General features: G+C 70.1%; 13 protein-coding genes. 9 read left to right on the top strand and 4 right to left on the bottom strand.

Going from position 1 to position 13,695, the window contains the following annotated elements; all coding sequences use genetic code 11:
* The first annotated feature begins 152 nt into the window (after positions 1–152).
* The 3 genes from AB0I81_RS19095 (at position 153) to secA2 (ending at position 4,490) form a co-directional block, all read left to right on the top strand.
* Positions 153–956 (top strand): SAM-dependent methyltransferase, encoded by an 804-nt coding sequence (locus AB0I81_RS19095; RefSeq protein WP_360658227.1) that lies wholly within the window; start codon positions 153–155, stop codon positions 954–956.
* A 267-nt stretch (positions 957–1,223) separates the two neighbouring features.
* The gene (locus AB0I81_RS19100; protein ID WP_360658229.1) at positions 1,224–2,165 is read left to right on the top strand and encodes an EamA family transporter; all 942 of its coding nucleotides are present in this window, start codon (positions 1,224–1,226) and stop codon (positions 2,163–2,165) included.
* A 123-nt stretch (positions 2,166–2,288) separates the two neighbouring features.
* Positions 2,289–4,490 carry an accessory Sec system translocase SecA2 gene (secA2, locus tag AB0I81_RS19105; protein ID WP_360658231.1) on the top strand — a complete coding sequence of 734 codons (2,202 nt, stop codon included), beginning with the start codon at positions 2,289–2,291 and terminating at the stop codon, positions 4,488–4,490.
* Here secA2 and AB0I81_RS19110 read toward each other — a convergent pair whose 3' ends face one another.
* A complete protein-coding gene (locus tag AB0I81_RS19110; RefSeq protein ID WP_360658233.1) occupies positions 4,491–5,087 on the bottom strand; it encodes a nucleotidyltransferase in 597 nt (198 codons plus the stop codon). It abuts the gene before it with no gap.
* A 70-nt stretch (positions 5,088–5,157) separates the two neighbouring features.
* Between AB0I81_RS19110 and AB0I81_RS19115 the strand changes: the two genes are divergently transcribed.
* The 3 genes from AB0I81_RS19115 (at position 5,158) to AB0I81_RS19125 (ending at position 7,770) form a co-directional block, all read left to right on the top strand.
* The gene (locus tag AB0I81_RS19115; protein ID WP_360658235.1) at positions 5,158–5,643 is read left to right on the top strand and encodes a DUF1360 domain-containing protein; all 486 of its coding nucleotides are present in this window, start codon (positions 5,158–5,160) and stop codon (positions 5,641–5,643) included.
* A 57-nt stretch (positions 5,644–5,700) separates the two neighbouring features.
* Complete coding sequence (locus tag AB0I81_RS19120; RefSeq protein WP_165959640.1) at positions 5,701–5,850, top strand: GPGG-motif small membrane protein; 150 nt, start codon at positions 5,701–5,703, stop codon at positions 5,848–5,850.
* Between the two features lie 138 nt (positions 5,851–5,988).
* Positions 5,989–7,770, top strand: coding sequence for a SpoIIE family protein phosphatase (locus AB0I81_RS19125; protein WP_360658238.1), 1,782 nt, complete (start codon positions 5,989–5,991; stop codon positions 7,768–7,770).
* Between the two features lie 54 nt (positions 7,771–7,824).
* On the opposite strand, the gene AB0I81_RS19130 is transcribed toward AB0I81_RS19125, so the two are convergent.
* The 3 genes from AB0I81_RS19130 to AB0I81_RS19140 are packed head-to-tail and all read right to left on the bottom strand — an operon-like array spanning position 7,825 to position 9,892.
* On the bottom strand, positions 7,825–8,574 hold the full coding sequence (locus tag AB0I81_RS19130) for a metallophosphoesterase (RefSeq protein ID WP_360658240.1): 750 nt from the start codon (positions 8,572–8,574) through the stop codon (positions 7,825–7,827).
* Entirely contained in the window at positions 8,558–8,806 is a 249-nt protein-coding gene (locus tag AB0I81_RS19135) for a BON domain-containing protein (RefSeq protein ID WP_360658242.1), read from the bottom strand. Before AB0I81_RS19135 ends, AB0I81_RS19130 begins: the two co-directional genes overlap by 17 nt.
* A gap of 45 nt (positions 8,807–8,851) precedes the next feature.
* Positions 8,852–9,892 (bottom strand): DNA topoisomerase IB, encoded by a 1,041-nt coding sequence (locus tag AB0I81_RS19140; protein WP_360658244.1) that lies wholly within the window; start codon positions 9,890–9,892, stop codon positions 8,852–8,854.
* A gap of 55 nt (positions 9,893–9,947) precedes the next feature.
* On the opposite strand from AB0I81_RS19140, the gene AB0I81_RS19145 reads away from it, so the two are divergent.
* From AB0I81_RS19145 to AB0I81_RS19155, 3 genes are all read left to right on the top strand, one after another.
* Complete coding sequence (locus AB0I81_RS19145) at positions 9,948–10,205, top strand: hypothetical protein (protein ID WP_360658246.1); 258 nt, start codon at positions 9,948–9,950, stop codon at positions 10,203–10,205.
* Between the two features lie 7 nt (positions 10,206–10,212).
* Positions 10,213–11,223, top strand: a complete 1,011-nt coding sequence (locus tag AB0I81_RS19150) for an SDR family oxidoreductase (protein ID WP_360658248.1) — start codon at positions 10,213–10,215, stop codon at positions 11,221–11,223.
* A gap of 371 nt (positions 11,224–11,594) precedes the next feature.
* Positions 11,595–13,427 carry a transketolase gene (locus tag AB0I81_RS19155; protein WP_360658250.1) on the top strand — a complete coding sequence of 611 codons (1,833 nt, stop codon included), beginning with the start codon at positions 11,595–11,597 and terminating at the stop codon, positions 13,425–13,427.
* Positions 13,428–13,695: the final 268 nt, after the last annotated feature.

Consider the following 13,695-nt stretch of genomic DNA (forward strand, 5'->3'; position numbering starts at 1 on the left):
ACTCTCCTGACAACCCCTCGCCAGGCCGGGCGCGGACTTCCCGGTGCGGATACGATCCGCGCATCGGTCTGTGGCACCGGTCCATCGGTCCATCGGTCCGTGGCACCGGTACCGCGGCATCGATCCCGCATCGGTCTGCGCGAGGAGGGCGGATGAGTGCCGAATGGGCGCCTCCCGGAGTGGATCCGGAGCGGCCCAGCGTGGCGCGTGTGCACGACGCGCTGCTGGGCGGCATGGAGAACTACGCCTCCGACCGTTCGGTGGCGCGCAAGCTGAAGGCCGCCGTGCCCGAGGTGGTCGATCTCGTCTGGTGCAACCGCGCCTTCATCGGCCGGGTGGTCGACTACCTCATCCGTGAGGCGGGCATCAGGCAGATCATCGACCTCGGCTCCGGGCTGCCCACCGTCGAGAACACCCACGAGGTCGCGCAGTTCGCCGACCCCACGGCCCGGGTCGTGTACGTGGACATCGACCCCATGGTGGAGCCGCACGCGCACGCCATACTGAGCGGCAACGCCTACGCCGAAGCCATCACCGCCGACGCCCGCGACGCGCACGGCGTGCTCGGCCACCCGGCCCTGCGCCGCCTGATCGACCCGTCGCAGCCCACGGCGCTGCTGGCCATCGGGCTGCTGCACCTGTTCTCCGACCAGGAGAACCCGCACGCCCTCATCCGTGACTACGTCAACGCGCTGGCGCCCGGCAGCTACCTGGCCGTCTCCAACTTCTTGGCCTCGGAGAGCCCCAAGGCCAAGGCGCTGGAGGTGATGTTGCAGGCCACCATGGGCACCGGCTATTTCCGGGACGAGGCGGCCATCGCGCGGTTCTTCGACGGCCTGGTGCTGGTGGAGCCGGGCGTGGTGCGCTTCCCCGAATGGCACCCCGACGAGCGCATCCCCGGCCCGCTGGCGCCCTGGGAGGAACTGCTGCTGGGCGGAGTCGCCCGCAAACCCTGAGGCGCCCCCGCCCGGACCGCCCGCCAGCCCTGACGCGCCCGGCCCAGGGTGCGCGGCCCTGAGGCGTCCGGGGCGCGCGGAAACCCTGAGGCGTTCGCGGTGGGGTGGCCGCTAGAGTCTGCGTCATGCCGAGACGGTTGATCTGCTCCCCGCCCGCCGCCCGATAGCGGGCGGCATTTCCTGATATTTCCGGGTCTGACCGATCCGGGGGTGGTCGCTGCCCGCACACGGGCCCCCTTCGACCACTCCTCCCGGAGAACACCTGTCATGACCCACGTCTCCGCCCGGCGGGGCGCACTCTACGTGTCCGTGGCCGCGACCGCCTGGGGCACCGGCGGCGCCGCCGGCTCCCTGCTCTTCGAGACCGGCGGCCTCGGCCCCGTCGGCGTCTCCCTCTGGCGCTACCTGCTCGGCGCCGCCTTCCTTCTCGCCCTGTCACTCAATAGCGCTCGCCTCACCGCACATCTCACCGCACATCTCAGCGGACGTCTCAGCGGACGTCCCAGCGGACGTCCCAGCGGACGTCCCAGCGGGCGCGTGCTGCTCATCGGCGCGGGCATGGCCGTCTATCAGACCGCGTACTTCGCCGCCATAGCCCACTCCGGCGTGGCCGTGGCGACCGTGGTGACGATGGGCGCCACCCCCATCTTCACCGCGCTCGGCAGCCACTTCCTGCTGCGCGAGCACCTCGGCAGGACCGCGCTCACCGCCCTGGCCGCCGCGCTGACCGGACTCGCCCTGCTCACGGGCGAAAGCGCCCTGCCGACCGAATCCGGAAGTGCCGAAGCTCTCGGCATCGTGCTCGCGCTGGCCTCGGCCGCCGGCTACGCCGGGGTCACCCTGCTCTCCAGGCGCGCCAACGAGGACGACCCGCGCGCGGTGGCGGTCGGCGGGTTCGTCGTCGGGGCGGTTTGCCTGGCGCCGTTCGCGCTGGTGGAAGGGGTGGTGCCGGAGGTGAGCTGGACGTCGGTGGCGCTGCTGGTCTACCTGGGCGCGGTGCCGACCGCACTCGCCTACGCCCTGTTCTTCCGCGCCCTGACCGCCCTGCGCGCCACCACGGTCTCGATCATCTCGCTCGGCGAGGCGGTGGGCGCGGCACTGCTCGGCGTGCTGCTCTTCGATGAGCGCCTGACGCCCCTGGCCTGGTCCGGCTGTGTGCTGCTGCTGGCCGCGGTGGCCGTGCTCGCCGTACGAACCGATGGAGCGTGATATGACAGGGCGGGCCCGCGGATGAGTTAAGGTCCGGTACGGCGACGCTTGCCGAATCGTCGCTCCGCTCCCCCACCCCGAATAAAGGGGAACGGTGTCGGCGAAGCGCGCGTTGGAGGAACTGTGGCCTCGATTAAGGGAATTCTGAGGAACCTCCTGGACCGTCCGGGAGGCGTACCTTTGACGCCCTATCAAAAGATCGTGAAAGCGGCGGACGGCCGGGCCGACCGGGTCGGCAAGCTTGATGATCTGCCTGTTCCCGACATGAGCGATCTGGCGGAGTTCTGTGCCGTGGCGCGGGAGGCCGCCGACCGTACCTTGGGGCTGCGTCCGTATGACGTGCAGATGCTGGGCACGCTGGCCCTGCTCGACGGCAAGGTCGCCGAGATGGCCACCGGTGAGGGCAAGACCCTGTCGGGGGCCATGGCGGCGGCCGGGTACGCGTTGCAGGGCAAGCGGGTGCACGTCATTTCCGTCAACGACTATCTGGCCAGGCGCGACGCCGAGTGGATGGGCCCCTTCTTCGAGGCGCTCGGGGTGAGCGTGGGCTGGATCGACCAGAACTCCACGCGGGCCGAGCGGCGGGAGGCGTACGCGAAGAACGTGACGTACGGGCCCGTCAGCGAGATCGGGTTCGACGTGCTGCGCGATCGGCTGCGCACGGACGCGAGCGGGATCATCGTGCCCGCGCCCGAGGTCGCGCTGATCGACGAGGCCGACTCCGTGCTCGTGGACGAGGCCCGCGTGCCGCTGGTCATGGCCGGGGCGGCCGACGCGGGCAACGCGGTGCCGGAGATGGCGGCGCTGGTCAGGCAGCTCGTACGCGGCTACCACTACGAGATCGACGAGCAGGCGCGCAACGTCTACCTGACCCCCAAGGGCGCCGACAGCGTGGAGAACCTGCTCAGCGTGGACCTCTACGACGAGCACGAGCCGGGCACGCTCATCGAGCTCAACCTGGCCCTGCACGCCCACGCGCTGCTGGCCCGCGACGTCGACTACATCGTGCGCGACGGCAAGGTGCAGCTCATCAACCCCTCGCGCGGCCGGGTCGCGGTGCTGCAGCGCTGGCCGAACGGCCTGCAGGCGGCCGTGGAGGCCAAGGAGGCGCTGCCGCCGAGCGAGAAGGGCGAGATCCTCGACTCGATCACGGTTCAGGGGCTGATCCGCCGCTACCCGCAGATCTGCGGCATGACCGGCACGGCCGTGGCCGTCAGCGAGCAGCTGGGCGAGTTCTACGGGCTCAAGGTCGCGGTGATCCCGCCGAACCGGCCGTGCGTGCGGGTGGACGAGCCCGACCGCATCTACCCGACCGTCCCCGACAAGGACGCGGCGCTGGTGGAGGAGATCCAGGCCGTCCACGAGAGCGGCCGGCCGATCCTGATCGGCACGCTGGACGTGGCCGAGTCGGAGAACCTGGCCAAGCTGCTGCAGCGGCGTTCGCTGGAGCCGGTCGTGCTCAACGCCAAGAACGACGCGGAAGAGGCGGCGATCATCGCCAGGGCGGGCGAGCGCGACGCCATCACGGTCTCCACGCAGATGGCCGGGCGCGGCACCGACATCCGCCTCGGGGAGGGCGTGGCCGAACTGGGCGGCCTGTACGTGATCGGCTCGGGCCGGCACGCCAGCAGCCGCCTGGACGACCAGCTCCGTGGGCGCGCGGGCCGGCAGGGCGACCCGGGCGGCTCGGTCTTCTTCGTGAGCACGAAGGACGATCTGATCACCCAGTTCGTCCCCGACGAGCGCCCGCCCGCCGCCGACGCGGACGGCCTGGTACGCCACCGGCGCGGCGCGTACCTGGTGGGCCATGCCCAGCGCGTCGCCGAGGGCGTCAACCTGGAGATCCACCGCAACACGTGGCGCTACACGCGGCTGCTGGAGCGCCAGCGCGAGCTGATCCTGGAGTGGCGCGACAAGGTCCTGCACGGCGACGCCGCCGCCAAGGCCCTGGCCGAGGCCGACAAGGAGCGCTGGGAGTCGATGCCGGAGGACACCAGGGAGGAGACGGCCCGGCAGATCGTGCTGCACGCCATCGACCGCTGCTGGACCGAGCACCTGGCGTTCCTGACCGACCTGCGCGAGGGCATCCATCTGCGGGCGCTGGGCCGGATGAGCCCGATCGACGAGTTCCACCGGGAGGCGGTGGCGGAGTACAAGTCGTTGCTGGCCGAGGTGGAGAAGCGCTCGCTGGAGTCGTTCGAGGCGCCGGAGCCGGATCTGCAGCGGCCGACGGCGACGTGGACGTACCTGGTGCAGGACAACCCGTTCGGCACGGAGTGGGACCGCATCCTCAAGCGCGTCACCGCCGCCACGAGGCGCGGCTGATCACGGCCACTTGGGGTCGCCGGAGGGCACGACCGGGCCGTTCAGCACGCCCAGCCGCTCCAGCAGGGTGATGAACGTGGCCGCGTAGGGGGAATCGGAGGTCACCGCGGCCACGCGCGGCCAGTCCACCTGCTCGCGCAGGGCCCGCACCTGGGGCAGCAGCGCGCCGTAGTCGCAGGCGTGCTCCGACAGCGGCAGCAGCCACGAGATGACCAGGTCGGTGGCCTCCAGCACGGGCACGACCACGGCCGACGCCTTCAGCGGCTCGGCCCTGTCCAGCAGCACGTCGGTGATCGGCAGGTCGGAGACCCGGAAGATGAGGTCGACCAGCCGGCCCTCGTCATAGGCCTTGACCAGCCAGTCCTCCGGAGGTTTGGCCGTCTGGAAGCCAAGCTGGCGCAGTGCCTCAAGCGCGGCGGGGACATCATGCTCGGTGAGGACGAAGTCCACGTCGTGAAGCGAGGGGGCGGCACCGCGCGCGTAGGCCGCGCATCCGCCGGCCAGCGCGAACTTCACTCCGGCTTCCTTCAGCCCCGAGCTGGCCCGCTTCAGCGTGTCAAGGATGGCGTCGGTGACCGCATGACCGTGGCTACTCATGTGAACGGGCTACCCAAACGATCGTCAAATAGACGTTGGTGATGATGGGCTGCGGGTAGCTCGAAACGCCATGTCAGAAATACTGGAAAAGACCGAGAAAGCCTACGAAGGCGGGCAGGACCGGCCGCTGGCGGGCTACGCCGGTCTCCTCAGCGCGTACGGGGGAACCGTCGGGGTGGCCGCCGTCGCGGCGATGCTGGCGGGACGCAAGGCCCCCGAGCACGTCGGGGTGATGGACCTGCTGCTGATGGCGGCCTGCACGCACAAGGTGTCGCGCCGCCTGGCCAAGGATCCGGTCACCAGCCCGCTGCGCGCCCCCTTCACTCAGTACGAAGGCCAGGGCGGCCCCGCGGAGGTGCGGGAGAAGCCGCGCGGCGCGATCGGCGAGCTGCTGGCCTGCCCGTTCTGCCTGGCCCAATGGGTCGCCACCGGGTACGCCGCCGGTCTCGTCCTGGCCCCGAGGGTCACCAGGCTCGTGGGCGCGACCATGACGGCCGTGGCCATCTCGGACTGGCTGCAGCTCGCCTACGCCAAGCTGATGAAGTCCGCCGAGTAAAGAGCCTCCGCGCTAGAAGGCATGTTATGGGGCGCTTTGCTAGGGCAGTGGCTGTTCATGGCTACTTTGCTCTGGATCATCGCAGTAATTCTCGTCATCTCCGGGATCTATGTGATCCTGGCCCGGCGCGATCTGCTCTGGGGGATCGTGCTCATCGTCCTCGGTTTCCTCGTCGGACCTGGTGGAGTCAGCATCTTCAATGTCTAGGGGCGCCGTCCGGACGCCCTCATCCGTATCCGCCGCTGGGCCGATCCCCGAGAACGGTCCAGCGGCCCCTAGCTGTTTTTGCAGAAATATCCATCAATAACGCCCCTCATTTCCCGCACACAGGGCATGAGGGGCGTTGTGAGTAGATATCCTCCGTTCAGCCGCTACGAATCCGGCGCTGTCTCGTCGAGGATTCGTGATCAGCTGTTGCGGCTGCGGCACCACATGCGCGGCGAGGCCATCCTCGACGAGGCCATCGCGCGGCTGGCGACCGAGATGAACATCCGTCCCGGCGAGGCCGCCGAGCAACTCGACAGAATGGCCCAGCACAGCGGCCTGGACCTGATCGAGATCGCCAAGGGCGTCGAGCCTCCCCGCGAGGAGATCAGGGACACGCCGGAGGCCCCCTCCTGGGTGCGCGGCATGCTGGAGGGGGTCCACGCGTCGGCTCTCTACCTGACCCCCATCAGGGACGCCACGGGCCGCGTCGTCGACTTCCTCATCATGGCCGCCAACCGGCACGCCAGGAGCGTGGCCGGACGTACCGCCGCGGAACTGACCGGGCGGCGACTCATGGCGACCAGCCCCGGCATGGCCAGCTCCGGGCTGCTGGACGACTACATCACCGTCTTCGAGACCGGCGAGCCCATGGTCCGCCCCGTGCTGGAGTTCGTGGAGGTGCGCGACTACCTGCTCTGGCCGGCCACCATCGCCGTGCGCGCGGCCCGGGTGAACGACGGGCTGCTGGCGAGCTGGCGGGCCCTGGACGATGAGGAACTGCTGGTCTCCGGCTGGGAACGCGCCCAGCGCCTGGCCGAGGTGGGCTGGGGCGAGTGGAACCTGGCCACGGAGCGCACGCTGTGGACGCCGCAGATGTATGAGATGTTCGGCTGCGACCGCGCCGACGGGCCGATCCCGCTGGAGGAGTTGCCCGCCGCGGTGCTCCCGGACGACCTGCCGATCGTCGAGGAGCAGTTGCGCTCGCTACTTGAGCACCGGGAGGCGGTCGAGACCGAGTTCCGGGTGCAGCAGCGGTACGGGGTGCGGCATCTGAGCGTCTTCAGCGAGCCGATACTCGACACCGACGGCGTGCCGGTCAAGGTGCGCTGCTTCGTACAGGACGTGACCAGGAACCGGCGCAGGGAGCGGGCGCTGGCCGTGGCGCACGAGCAGGCGCACCGGCAGCGCGAGCGGGCCGAACAGGAGCATCAGGTCACCGTCCAGCTGCAGAACACGATCCTGCCGATCCGCCGCGGCCTCATCCACCTGCCGGGGCTGACCGTCGGAGTGCGTTACCTGCCGGGCGAGGAGCTGATCAGGCTGGGCGGCGACTGGTTCAAGGCCCGGCTCATCCCCGACGGCAGGGTGCTGCTGGCGATCGGCGACGCGATGGGGCACGGGCTGACCGCCGCCAGCATCATGTTGCAGATGCGCTCGGGCCTGGCCGGCCTGGCCTACACGCAGGCGCCCGCCGGGCAGCTCGCCACCTGGCTGAACGACCTCATCGTGCACTCCAACGAGGGCGTCACCGTGACCGGCACCGCGATCATCGGGCACTTCGACCCCGAGGACTACACCTTCCGCTGGACGAACGCGGGCCATCCGGCCCCGATGCTCATCAGGGACGGCCAGGCGCGGCTGGTGGACGGGGTGGCGGGGATGATGCTGGGCGCGTTCGACGCGACCGAGTACGTCCTGAACACCACCCAGCTCCAGACCGACGACCTCCTCGTCCTCTACACCGACGGCGTCGTGGAGCGGCGCGGGCGCGACCTGGAGTCCGGCATGGACGCCCTGGTCCAGGCGGCCCATTTCTGCCCGGCCGACGACCCGGAGGAACTGATCGACTGCCTGCTCAAGCGGATGGGCGGCAAGTTCTCGGAGGACGACGTGTGCGTCATCGCCGCCCGAGTGCTCTAGCGCTCCAGTGGAGCCGGAAGCCGCCCTCCGCTCTCCAGTGCTGCCGGAAATTCTCTAGTGCTGCTGGAAGTCGTCCTCGCAGTCGAGGCAGTACACGCAGTAGGCCCTGTTGAGGACCGGCAGCGCCACGTTGCGCACCCGGATGCCGCCCGGCGTCATGCCCTTCTCGCTGCCCTTGTGCGCGTGCCCGTGCAGGATCAGGTCGGCCCCGGCCGTGTCCACCGCCTCGGCCAGCAGGTAGCTGCCGAGAAAGGGGAAGATCTCCGGCGGTTCGCCCTCCAGCGTCTCCTTGATCGGAGAGTAGTGCGACAACACCACGCGCTGGTCGGCCACGATCTCCTTCAGCGCCACCTTCCACGCCTCGGCGATGTGACGCGTGTGGGAGACGAAGTTCTTGATCTCGCGCTCACCGAACTCGCTGGCACACTTGCCCGCGAACCCGCCGCCGAAGCCCTTCCCGCCGACCACGCCCAGCTTCTTGTCACCGCACTGGATCACGACGCCGTCGTCGTCCAGCACCGTGACCCCCGCGTCGCGCAACTCGGAGGCGATCTCGTACTGCAGGTCGGAGTGGTAGTCGTGGTTGCCGAGCACCGCGACGACCGGGATCGGCAGGCCGCGCAGCTCGTCGGCCACCAGCCGGCCCTCCTCCAGAGTGCCGTGCCTGGTCAGGTCGCCCGCCAGCATGAACACATCCGCCCGGTCCTCGATGCCGTGCAGCTTCGCGCGGTACTGGCCTCTGACGTCCTCGCCCAGGTGGATGTCGCCCACGGCCGCTATGCGCAGGTCAGTCAAGATGCTCATCCTCTCCTGGCTCGGTGACCTCGACCACGTTGATCTCGTTGTGCAGGTGGAGCTCGGGTGCGGCCTCGTGTGCCACCTGGCCGAGTCGCTCGCGCTGCTCGGCCCCGCTCACGTGGCCGCGCAGGAAGAGCTGGTCGCCTCTGATGTCGACGCGTATGCCGAGCTCGTGTGTGCGTCCGTCCTCGGCCAGCGCCTGCTGGACGCGGGCCGCGACGTACTGCGGAGCTTCCATCGCTCTCCTCCTTCTCTTGTCGCCGCATGCCCCAGGAAGAACACCTCAAACGGTACGAATCAGGTCAATTACCGCCCGTTCCACCGGTCCCGCCGTGGCAAGCTGGCCGAAATCCGCGTCCGCCCCCAGCTCGGTCAGCGCCGCGGCGATGGTCCTGTCCTGGTCGTATGCCTCAACCACGCGCGGATCCACGTACGACGCCCTGGCCACGGTCGGCGTGTTGCCCAGGTACTCGGCGACCTCGCGCATCACCCGGACCACGGCCCGCTGCTTCTTGGTGGACCCCTCGCTCGCGGCCGGCCGGGACACCGCCAGGCCCACGGCCGCCAGTACGGTGGCGTGCCAGGTGCGGAAGTCCTTGGCGGTGACCTCGTACCCGATCGTCTCGCGCAGGTACTCGTTGATGTCCTCGCTCCTGATGTCGGCCCAGCCGCCGTCGCGCCGGTAACGCAGCAACTCGCCGTCCACCCGCAGCTTCTTCAGCGCCCGCAGCACCTTGCACGCCTCGGGATCGGCCACCTCGACCTCCCGCGCCAGGTCGCCCTTGGCCTGGTAGGAGCAGACGACGAGGCCGCGCGAGCAGGTGACGTGCTCCATCCTGAGCGTGGCCAGGCCGTAGGTGTCGTAGCTCTCGCCGCCGATGCGGAAGAAGCCGATGTCGAGCAGCCGGGCGGCGGCGGCCAGCACCCGCTGCCTGGTCAGCCCGCGCCCGCCGAGATCGTCGTCCACGGCCTTCCTGAAGGCGGGCAGCCGCTCGGCGACCTCCAGCACCCGGTCGAACTTGGCGCGGTCCTGCTGCTCGCGCCACACGTCGTGGTAGCGGTACTGCCGCCGGCCCGCCGCGTCCGTCCCGACGGCCTGCAGATGGCCCGTTGGGGACACGCAGATCCACACGTCCTGCCAGGCCGGCGGGATGGCCAGGGTCTTGATGCGGGCGAGCGTGCCCTTGTCGCGCACCGGCCTGCCGTTGGGGCCCACGTAGCTGAACCCGCGTCCGCGCCGCCGCCGTACGATGCCCGGCTCGTTCTGGTCGCTGGGCTGCAGCTCAAGGGCCGGACCGTCGCCACGCTGATCACCGTCAGGCACGCGAAGCGGGCTACCCCGGACGTTAGGCCGCAAACGGTACGGGCAGGTGAGCCGCATGTCTGACAACGGAGAATGGCACGAAGGACGGGACCGTAAAGGCCATGCCATGGTGCCCGCCACCCCTCGCGACGTGGTGCACATCAGGGTCGGGTCGTTCGTCCTGGTGTTCATGTTCGCGTTCGCGGTGCTGGGGCTGCTCACCGGCGCCTACGTGATAACGGCGATCGCGGTCGTGCTGGCCGTGGTCACGGTCGTCGACATGGTGATGGCCATCCGGCGGCAGAAGCGGGGACACGACGGAGAGGCAGGCTGATCTCGGCATGACGCCACTTCGAGGGCGTGTGGTAGTGGTGACGGGCGCGAGCGGCGGGGTCGGGCGCGCGGTGGTCCGCGAGCTCGGCGCGCGCGGGGCCAGGGTGGCCCTGATCGCCCGCGGCACGGCGGGCCTGGGCGCCGCCGCCGTGGACGTCGGTGCCGAGGGCGGCACCGGTCAGGTCTACGAGGCCGATGTCGCCGACTACGAGCAGGTACGGCAGGCGGCGGAGCGTATCGAGACGGAGATGGGCCCGATCTCCGCCTGGATCAACATCGCCTTTTCCTCCGTATTCGCCAAATTCACCGATATATCACCAGAGGAGTACACCCGCGCCACAGCGGTGACCTACCTGGGCTACGTCTGGGGCACCAAGGCCGCCCTGGACGTGATGCGCCCGCGCAACGCCGGCGCGATCGTCCAGGCGGGCTCGGCGCTGTCGCAGCGGGCCATCCCCCTGCAGTCCGCGTACTGCGGCGCGAAACACGCGGTCAAGGGCTTCACCGAGTCGGTCCGCACGGAGCTGATGTCCGACGGCAGCAACATCCACATCACGCTGGTGCAACTCCCCGCGCTCAACACGCCGCAGTTCGAGTGGGTCCTGTCCAAGCTGCGCCGCCATCCGCAGCCCGTCCCGCCGATCTACCAGCCGGAGGTGGCGGCCAGGGCGATCGTGTACGCGGCCGAGCACCCCGAGCGCAAGGAGTACTGGGTGGGCATCAGCACGACGGCCACCCTGCTGGCCCAGCGAGTGGCCCCCGCCCTCGTGGACCGGTACCTGGCCAAAACCGGCAAGAAGTCGCAGCAGACGGACGAGAAGGCGCCGACGGGCGTGGCCAACCTGTGGCAGCCCGCCGACGAATCCGAGGACTACGGCGCACACGGCACCTTCGGCTCCCGCTCCCACGCCCGCAGCCCCCAACTCTGGCTCTCCCAGCATCGCGCTCCCGTACTTCTGGGCCTCGCCGGCGCCGCAGCCCTCACGGTCACCGCGCTGCGCTCGTCCAGGCGCTCGTGACTCCGCTCCCACCGCGCGAGACCCCCGGCTCGTGACCCCACTCCCGCCGCGCCAGACCCCCGGCTCGTAACCCCGCTCCCACCGCGCCAGACCCCCGGCTCGCGCCCCGCGACCACCGAGCCGGGCAACTTGGGCTCGCGTCACGGCGGGCCACTGGTGACGGGTTCAGAGGCCGTTTCCTGGAGGGCCATCAGCCGAAGTGCGGCGAGTGGCGGACCACGGCAACGCGTAACAGATGGGCACGCAGCGGTGAGTCAAGGGGACGCACCCGGGCGGCGTGACAGAGGGAGATCACTGAGTAACAAACGACAGCTACGGCGGTTAATCAGGCGCGCCCGGGTAGACGGGGCTGAAACCGTCTAGAGGAGGTCATGATGCCGGAACGCGATCTTCAATACCTGGCCGCGCTGTCGGCGCAACTACGCGTCGACTCGGTGCGGGCGGCGGCCGAGGCCGGGTCCGGCCATCCGACCTCGTCCATGTCCGCCGCCGACCTCATGGCCGTGCTGTTCTCCTGCCACCTGCGCTACGACTTCGACAACCCCGCCAACCCCGCCAACGACCACCTGATCTTCTCCAAGGGACACGCCTCCCCCTTGCTCTACTCCCTCTACAAGGCCGCCGGCGTGATCACTGACGAGGAGCTGCTGTCGTTCAGGAAGCGCGGCAGCCGGCTGGAGGGGCATCCCTCGCCCCGGCTGCCCTGGGTGAACGTGGCCACCGGCTCGCTCGGACAAGGGCTGCCCGTCGGGGTGGGCGTGGCGATGGCCGGGCGGCTGGAGCGGCTGCCGTACCAGGTCTGGGTGTTGTGCGGCGACAGCGAGCTGGCCGAGGGGTCGATCTGGGAGGCCGCCGAGCACGCCGGGAGCGAAGGGCTGGCCAACGTGACGGCCATCGTGGACGTCAATCGGCTCGGGCAGCGGGGACCCACCCGGCACGGCTGGGACACCGGTGCGTACGCGCGCAGGTTCGGGGCCTTCGGCTGGCACACGATCGAGATCGACGGGCACGACCCCGGGCAGATCGACTACGCGCTGACCGACGCCCGCAACACGCGCCGCCGCCCGACCGTGATCCTGGCCAAGACCCGCAAGGGCGAAGGGGTGCTGGAGGTCGAGAACCGCGAGGGCGCCCACGGCAAGGCGCTCAAGGACCCGGACAAGGCCGTGGACGAGCTGGGCGGCCGGCGCAGCGTGCGGATCGACGTGGACAAGCCGGACAAGGAGGTGGCGGCGCCGTTCAGGTTCGACAGTGACGGGATGGAGCTGCCGTCGTACGCGGTGGGCGAGCGGGTCGCCACGCGCACGGCGTACGGGGCGGCGCTGAGGGCGCTCGGCGCGGCCCGGGGCGACGTGGTGGCGCTGGACGGCGAGGTGGCCGACTCCACCAAGACCGAGACGTTCGGCAAGGAGTTCCCCGAGCGGTTCTTCGAGATGTACATCGCCGAGCAGCAGCTCGTGGCGGCGGCCGTCGGGATGCAGGTGCGCGGCTGGAAGCCGTACGCGGCCACGTTCGCGGCGTTCCTGACCAGGGCGCACGACTTCATCAGGATGGCCGGGGTGAGCAGGGCGGACATCCGGCTGGTCGGCTCGCACGCCGGGGTGGCGATCGGCGAGGACGGACCCTCGCAGATGGGGCTCGAAGACCTGGCCATGATGCGGACCGTGCACGGCAGCACCGTGCTCTACCCGTGCGACGCCAACCAGACCGCGGCCCTGATCGCCGAGATGGCCGAGCTGGAGGGCGTCTCCTACCTGCGGACCACGCGGGGCGACACCCCGGTGATCTACGAGCCGGGCGAGCGGTTCCAGGTGGGCGGCTCGCGGGTGCTGCGGCACACGCCCGGCGACCGGGCCACGATCGTGGCGGCGGGCGTCACCGTGCACGAGGCGCTGGCGGCGGCCGACGACCTGGGTGCGGAGGGGATCCAGGTGGGGGTCATCGACCTGTACTCGATCAAGCCCGTGGACACGGCGGTGCTGACCGAGGCGGCCACGACCACCGGCAACCTGATCACGGTGGAGGACCATCGGGTCGAGGGCGGGCTGGGCGACGCGGTGATGGACGCGGTGTGCGAGCTGGGGCCGCGGGTGGTGAAGCTCGCCGTGACGGACCTGCCCGGCTCCGCCACGCCGCAGGAGCAACTCGCGGACGCCCGCATCGACCGCGCCGCCATCACCGCCGCGGTCAAGCGACTGCTGTGACCGCGCGTCTTCCAGAGCTCCCAGAGAGCTGCAGAGAACTTCCAGGTCCCCCGGAGACTCTCCGGGGGGCTTGCTGTTTTCCCGGGACCCCGGGACATGTGTGAGGGCCGACGAGTGATCTCGTCGGCCCTCTGGTCGGCCGGGTCAGCGGGACTTCGCCGTGGAAGTCTTCCTGCCCTTGGACGTCGTCCTGGAAGCCGAGGTCTTGGGCCTGGACGTCCTGGACCCGGTGGTCTTGGACGACCCGGTGGTCTTGGGCTTGGACGTC

The organism is Nonomuraea sp. NPDC050404 (genome assembly GCF_040655495.1).
Taxonomy (GTDB): Bacteria; Actinomycetota; Actinomycetes; order Streptosporangiales; family Streptosporangiaceae; genus Nonomuraea.

Coding starts and splice junctions, on each gene's coding strand:
- AB0I81_RS19095 (WP_360658227.1), top strand. CDS start 153: ATGAGTGCCGAATGGGCGCCTCCCGGAGTGGATCCGGAGCGGCCCAGC.
- AB0I81_RS19100 (WP_360658229.1), top strand. CDS start 1,224: ATGACCCACGTCTCCGCCCGGCGGGGCGCACTCTACGTGTCCGTGGCC.
- AB0I81_RS19110 (WP_360658233.1), bottom strand. CDS start 5,087: ATGAGTAGCCACGGTCATGCGGTCACCGACGCCATCCTTGACACGCTG.
- AB0I81_RS19115 (WP_360658235.1), top strand. CDS start 5,158: ATGTCAGAAATACTGGAAAAGACCGAGAAAGCCTACGAAGGCGGGCAG.
- AB0I81_RS19120 (WP_165959640.1), top strand. CDS start 5,701: ATGGCTACTTTGCTCTGGATCATCGCAGTAATTCTCGTCATCTCCGGG.
- AB0I81_RS19130 (WP_360658240.1), bottom strand. CDS start 8,574: ATGAGCATCTTGACTGACCTGCGCATAGCGGCCGTGGGCGACATCCAC.
- AB0I81_RS19135 (WP_360658242.1), bottom strand. CDS start 8,806: ATGGAAGCTCCGCAGTACGTCGCGGCCCGCGTCCAGCAGGCGCTGGCC.
- AB0I81_RS19145 (WP_360658246.1), top strand. CDS start 9,948: ATGTCTGACAACGGAGAATGGCACGAAGGACGGGACCGTAAAGGCCAT.
- AB0I81_RS19150 (WP_360658248.1), top strand. CDS start 10,213: ATGACGCCACTTCGAGGGCGTGTGGTAGTGGTGACGGGCGCGAGCGGC.
- AB0I81_RS19155 (WP_360658250.1), top strand. CDS start 11,595: ATGATGCCGGAACGCGATCTTCAATACCTGGCCGCGCTGTCGGCGCAA.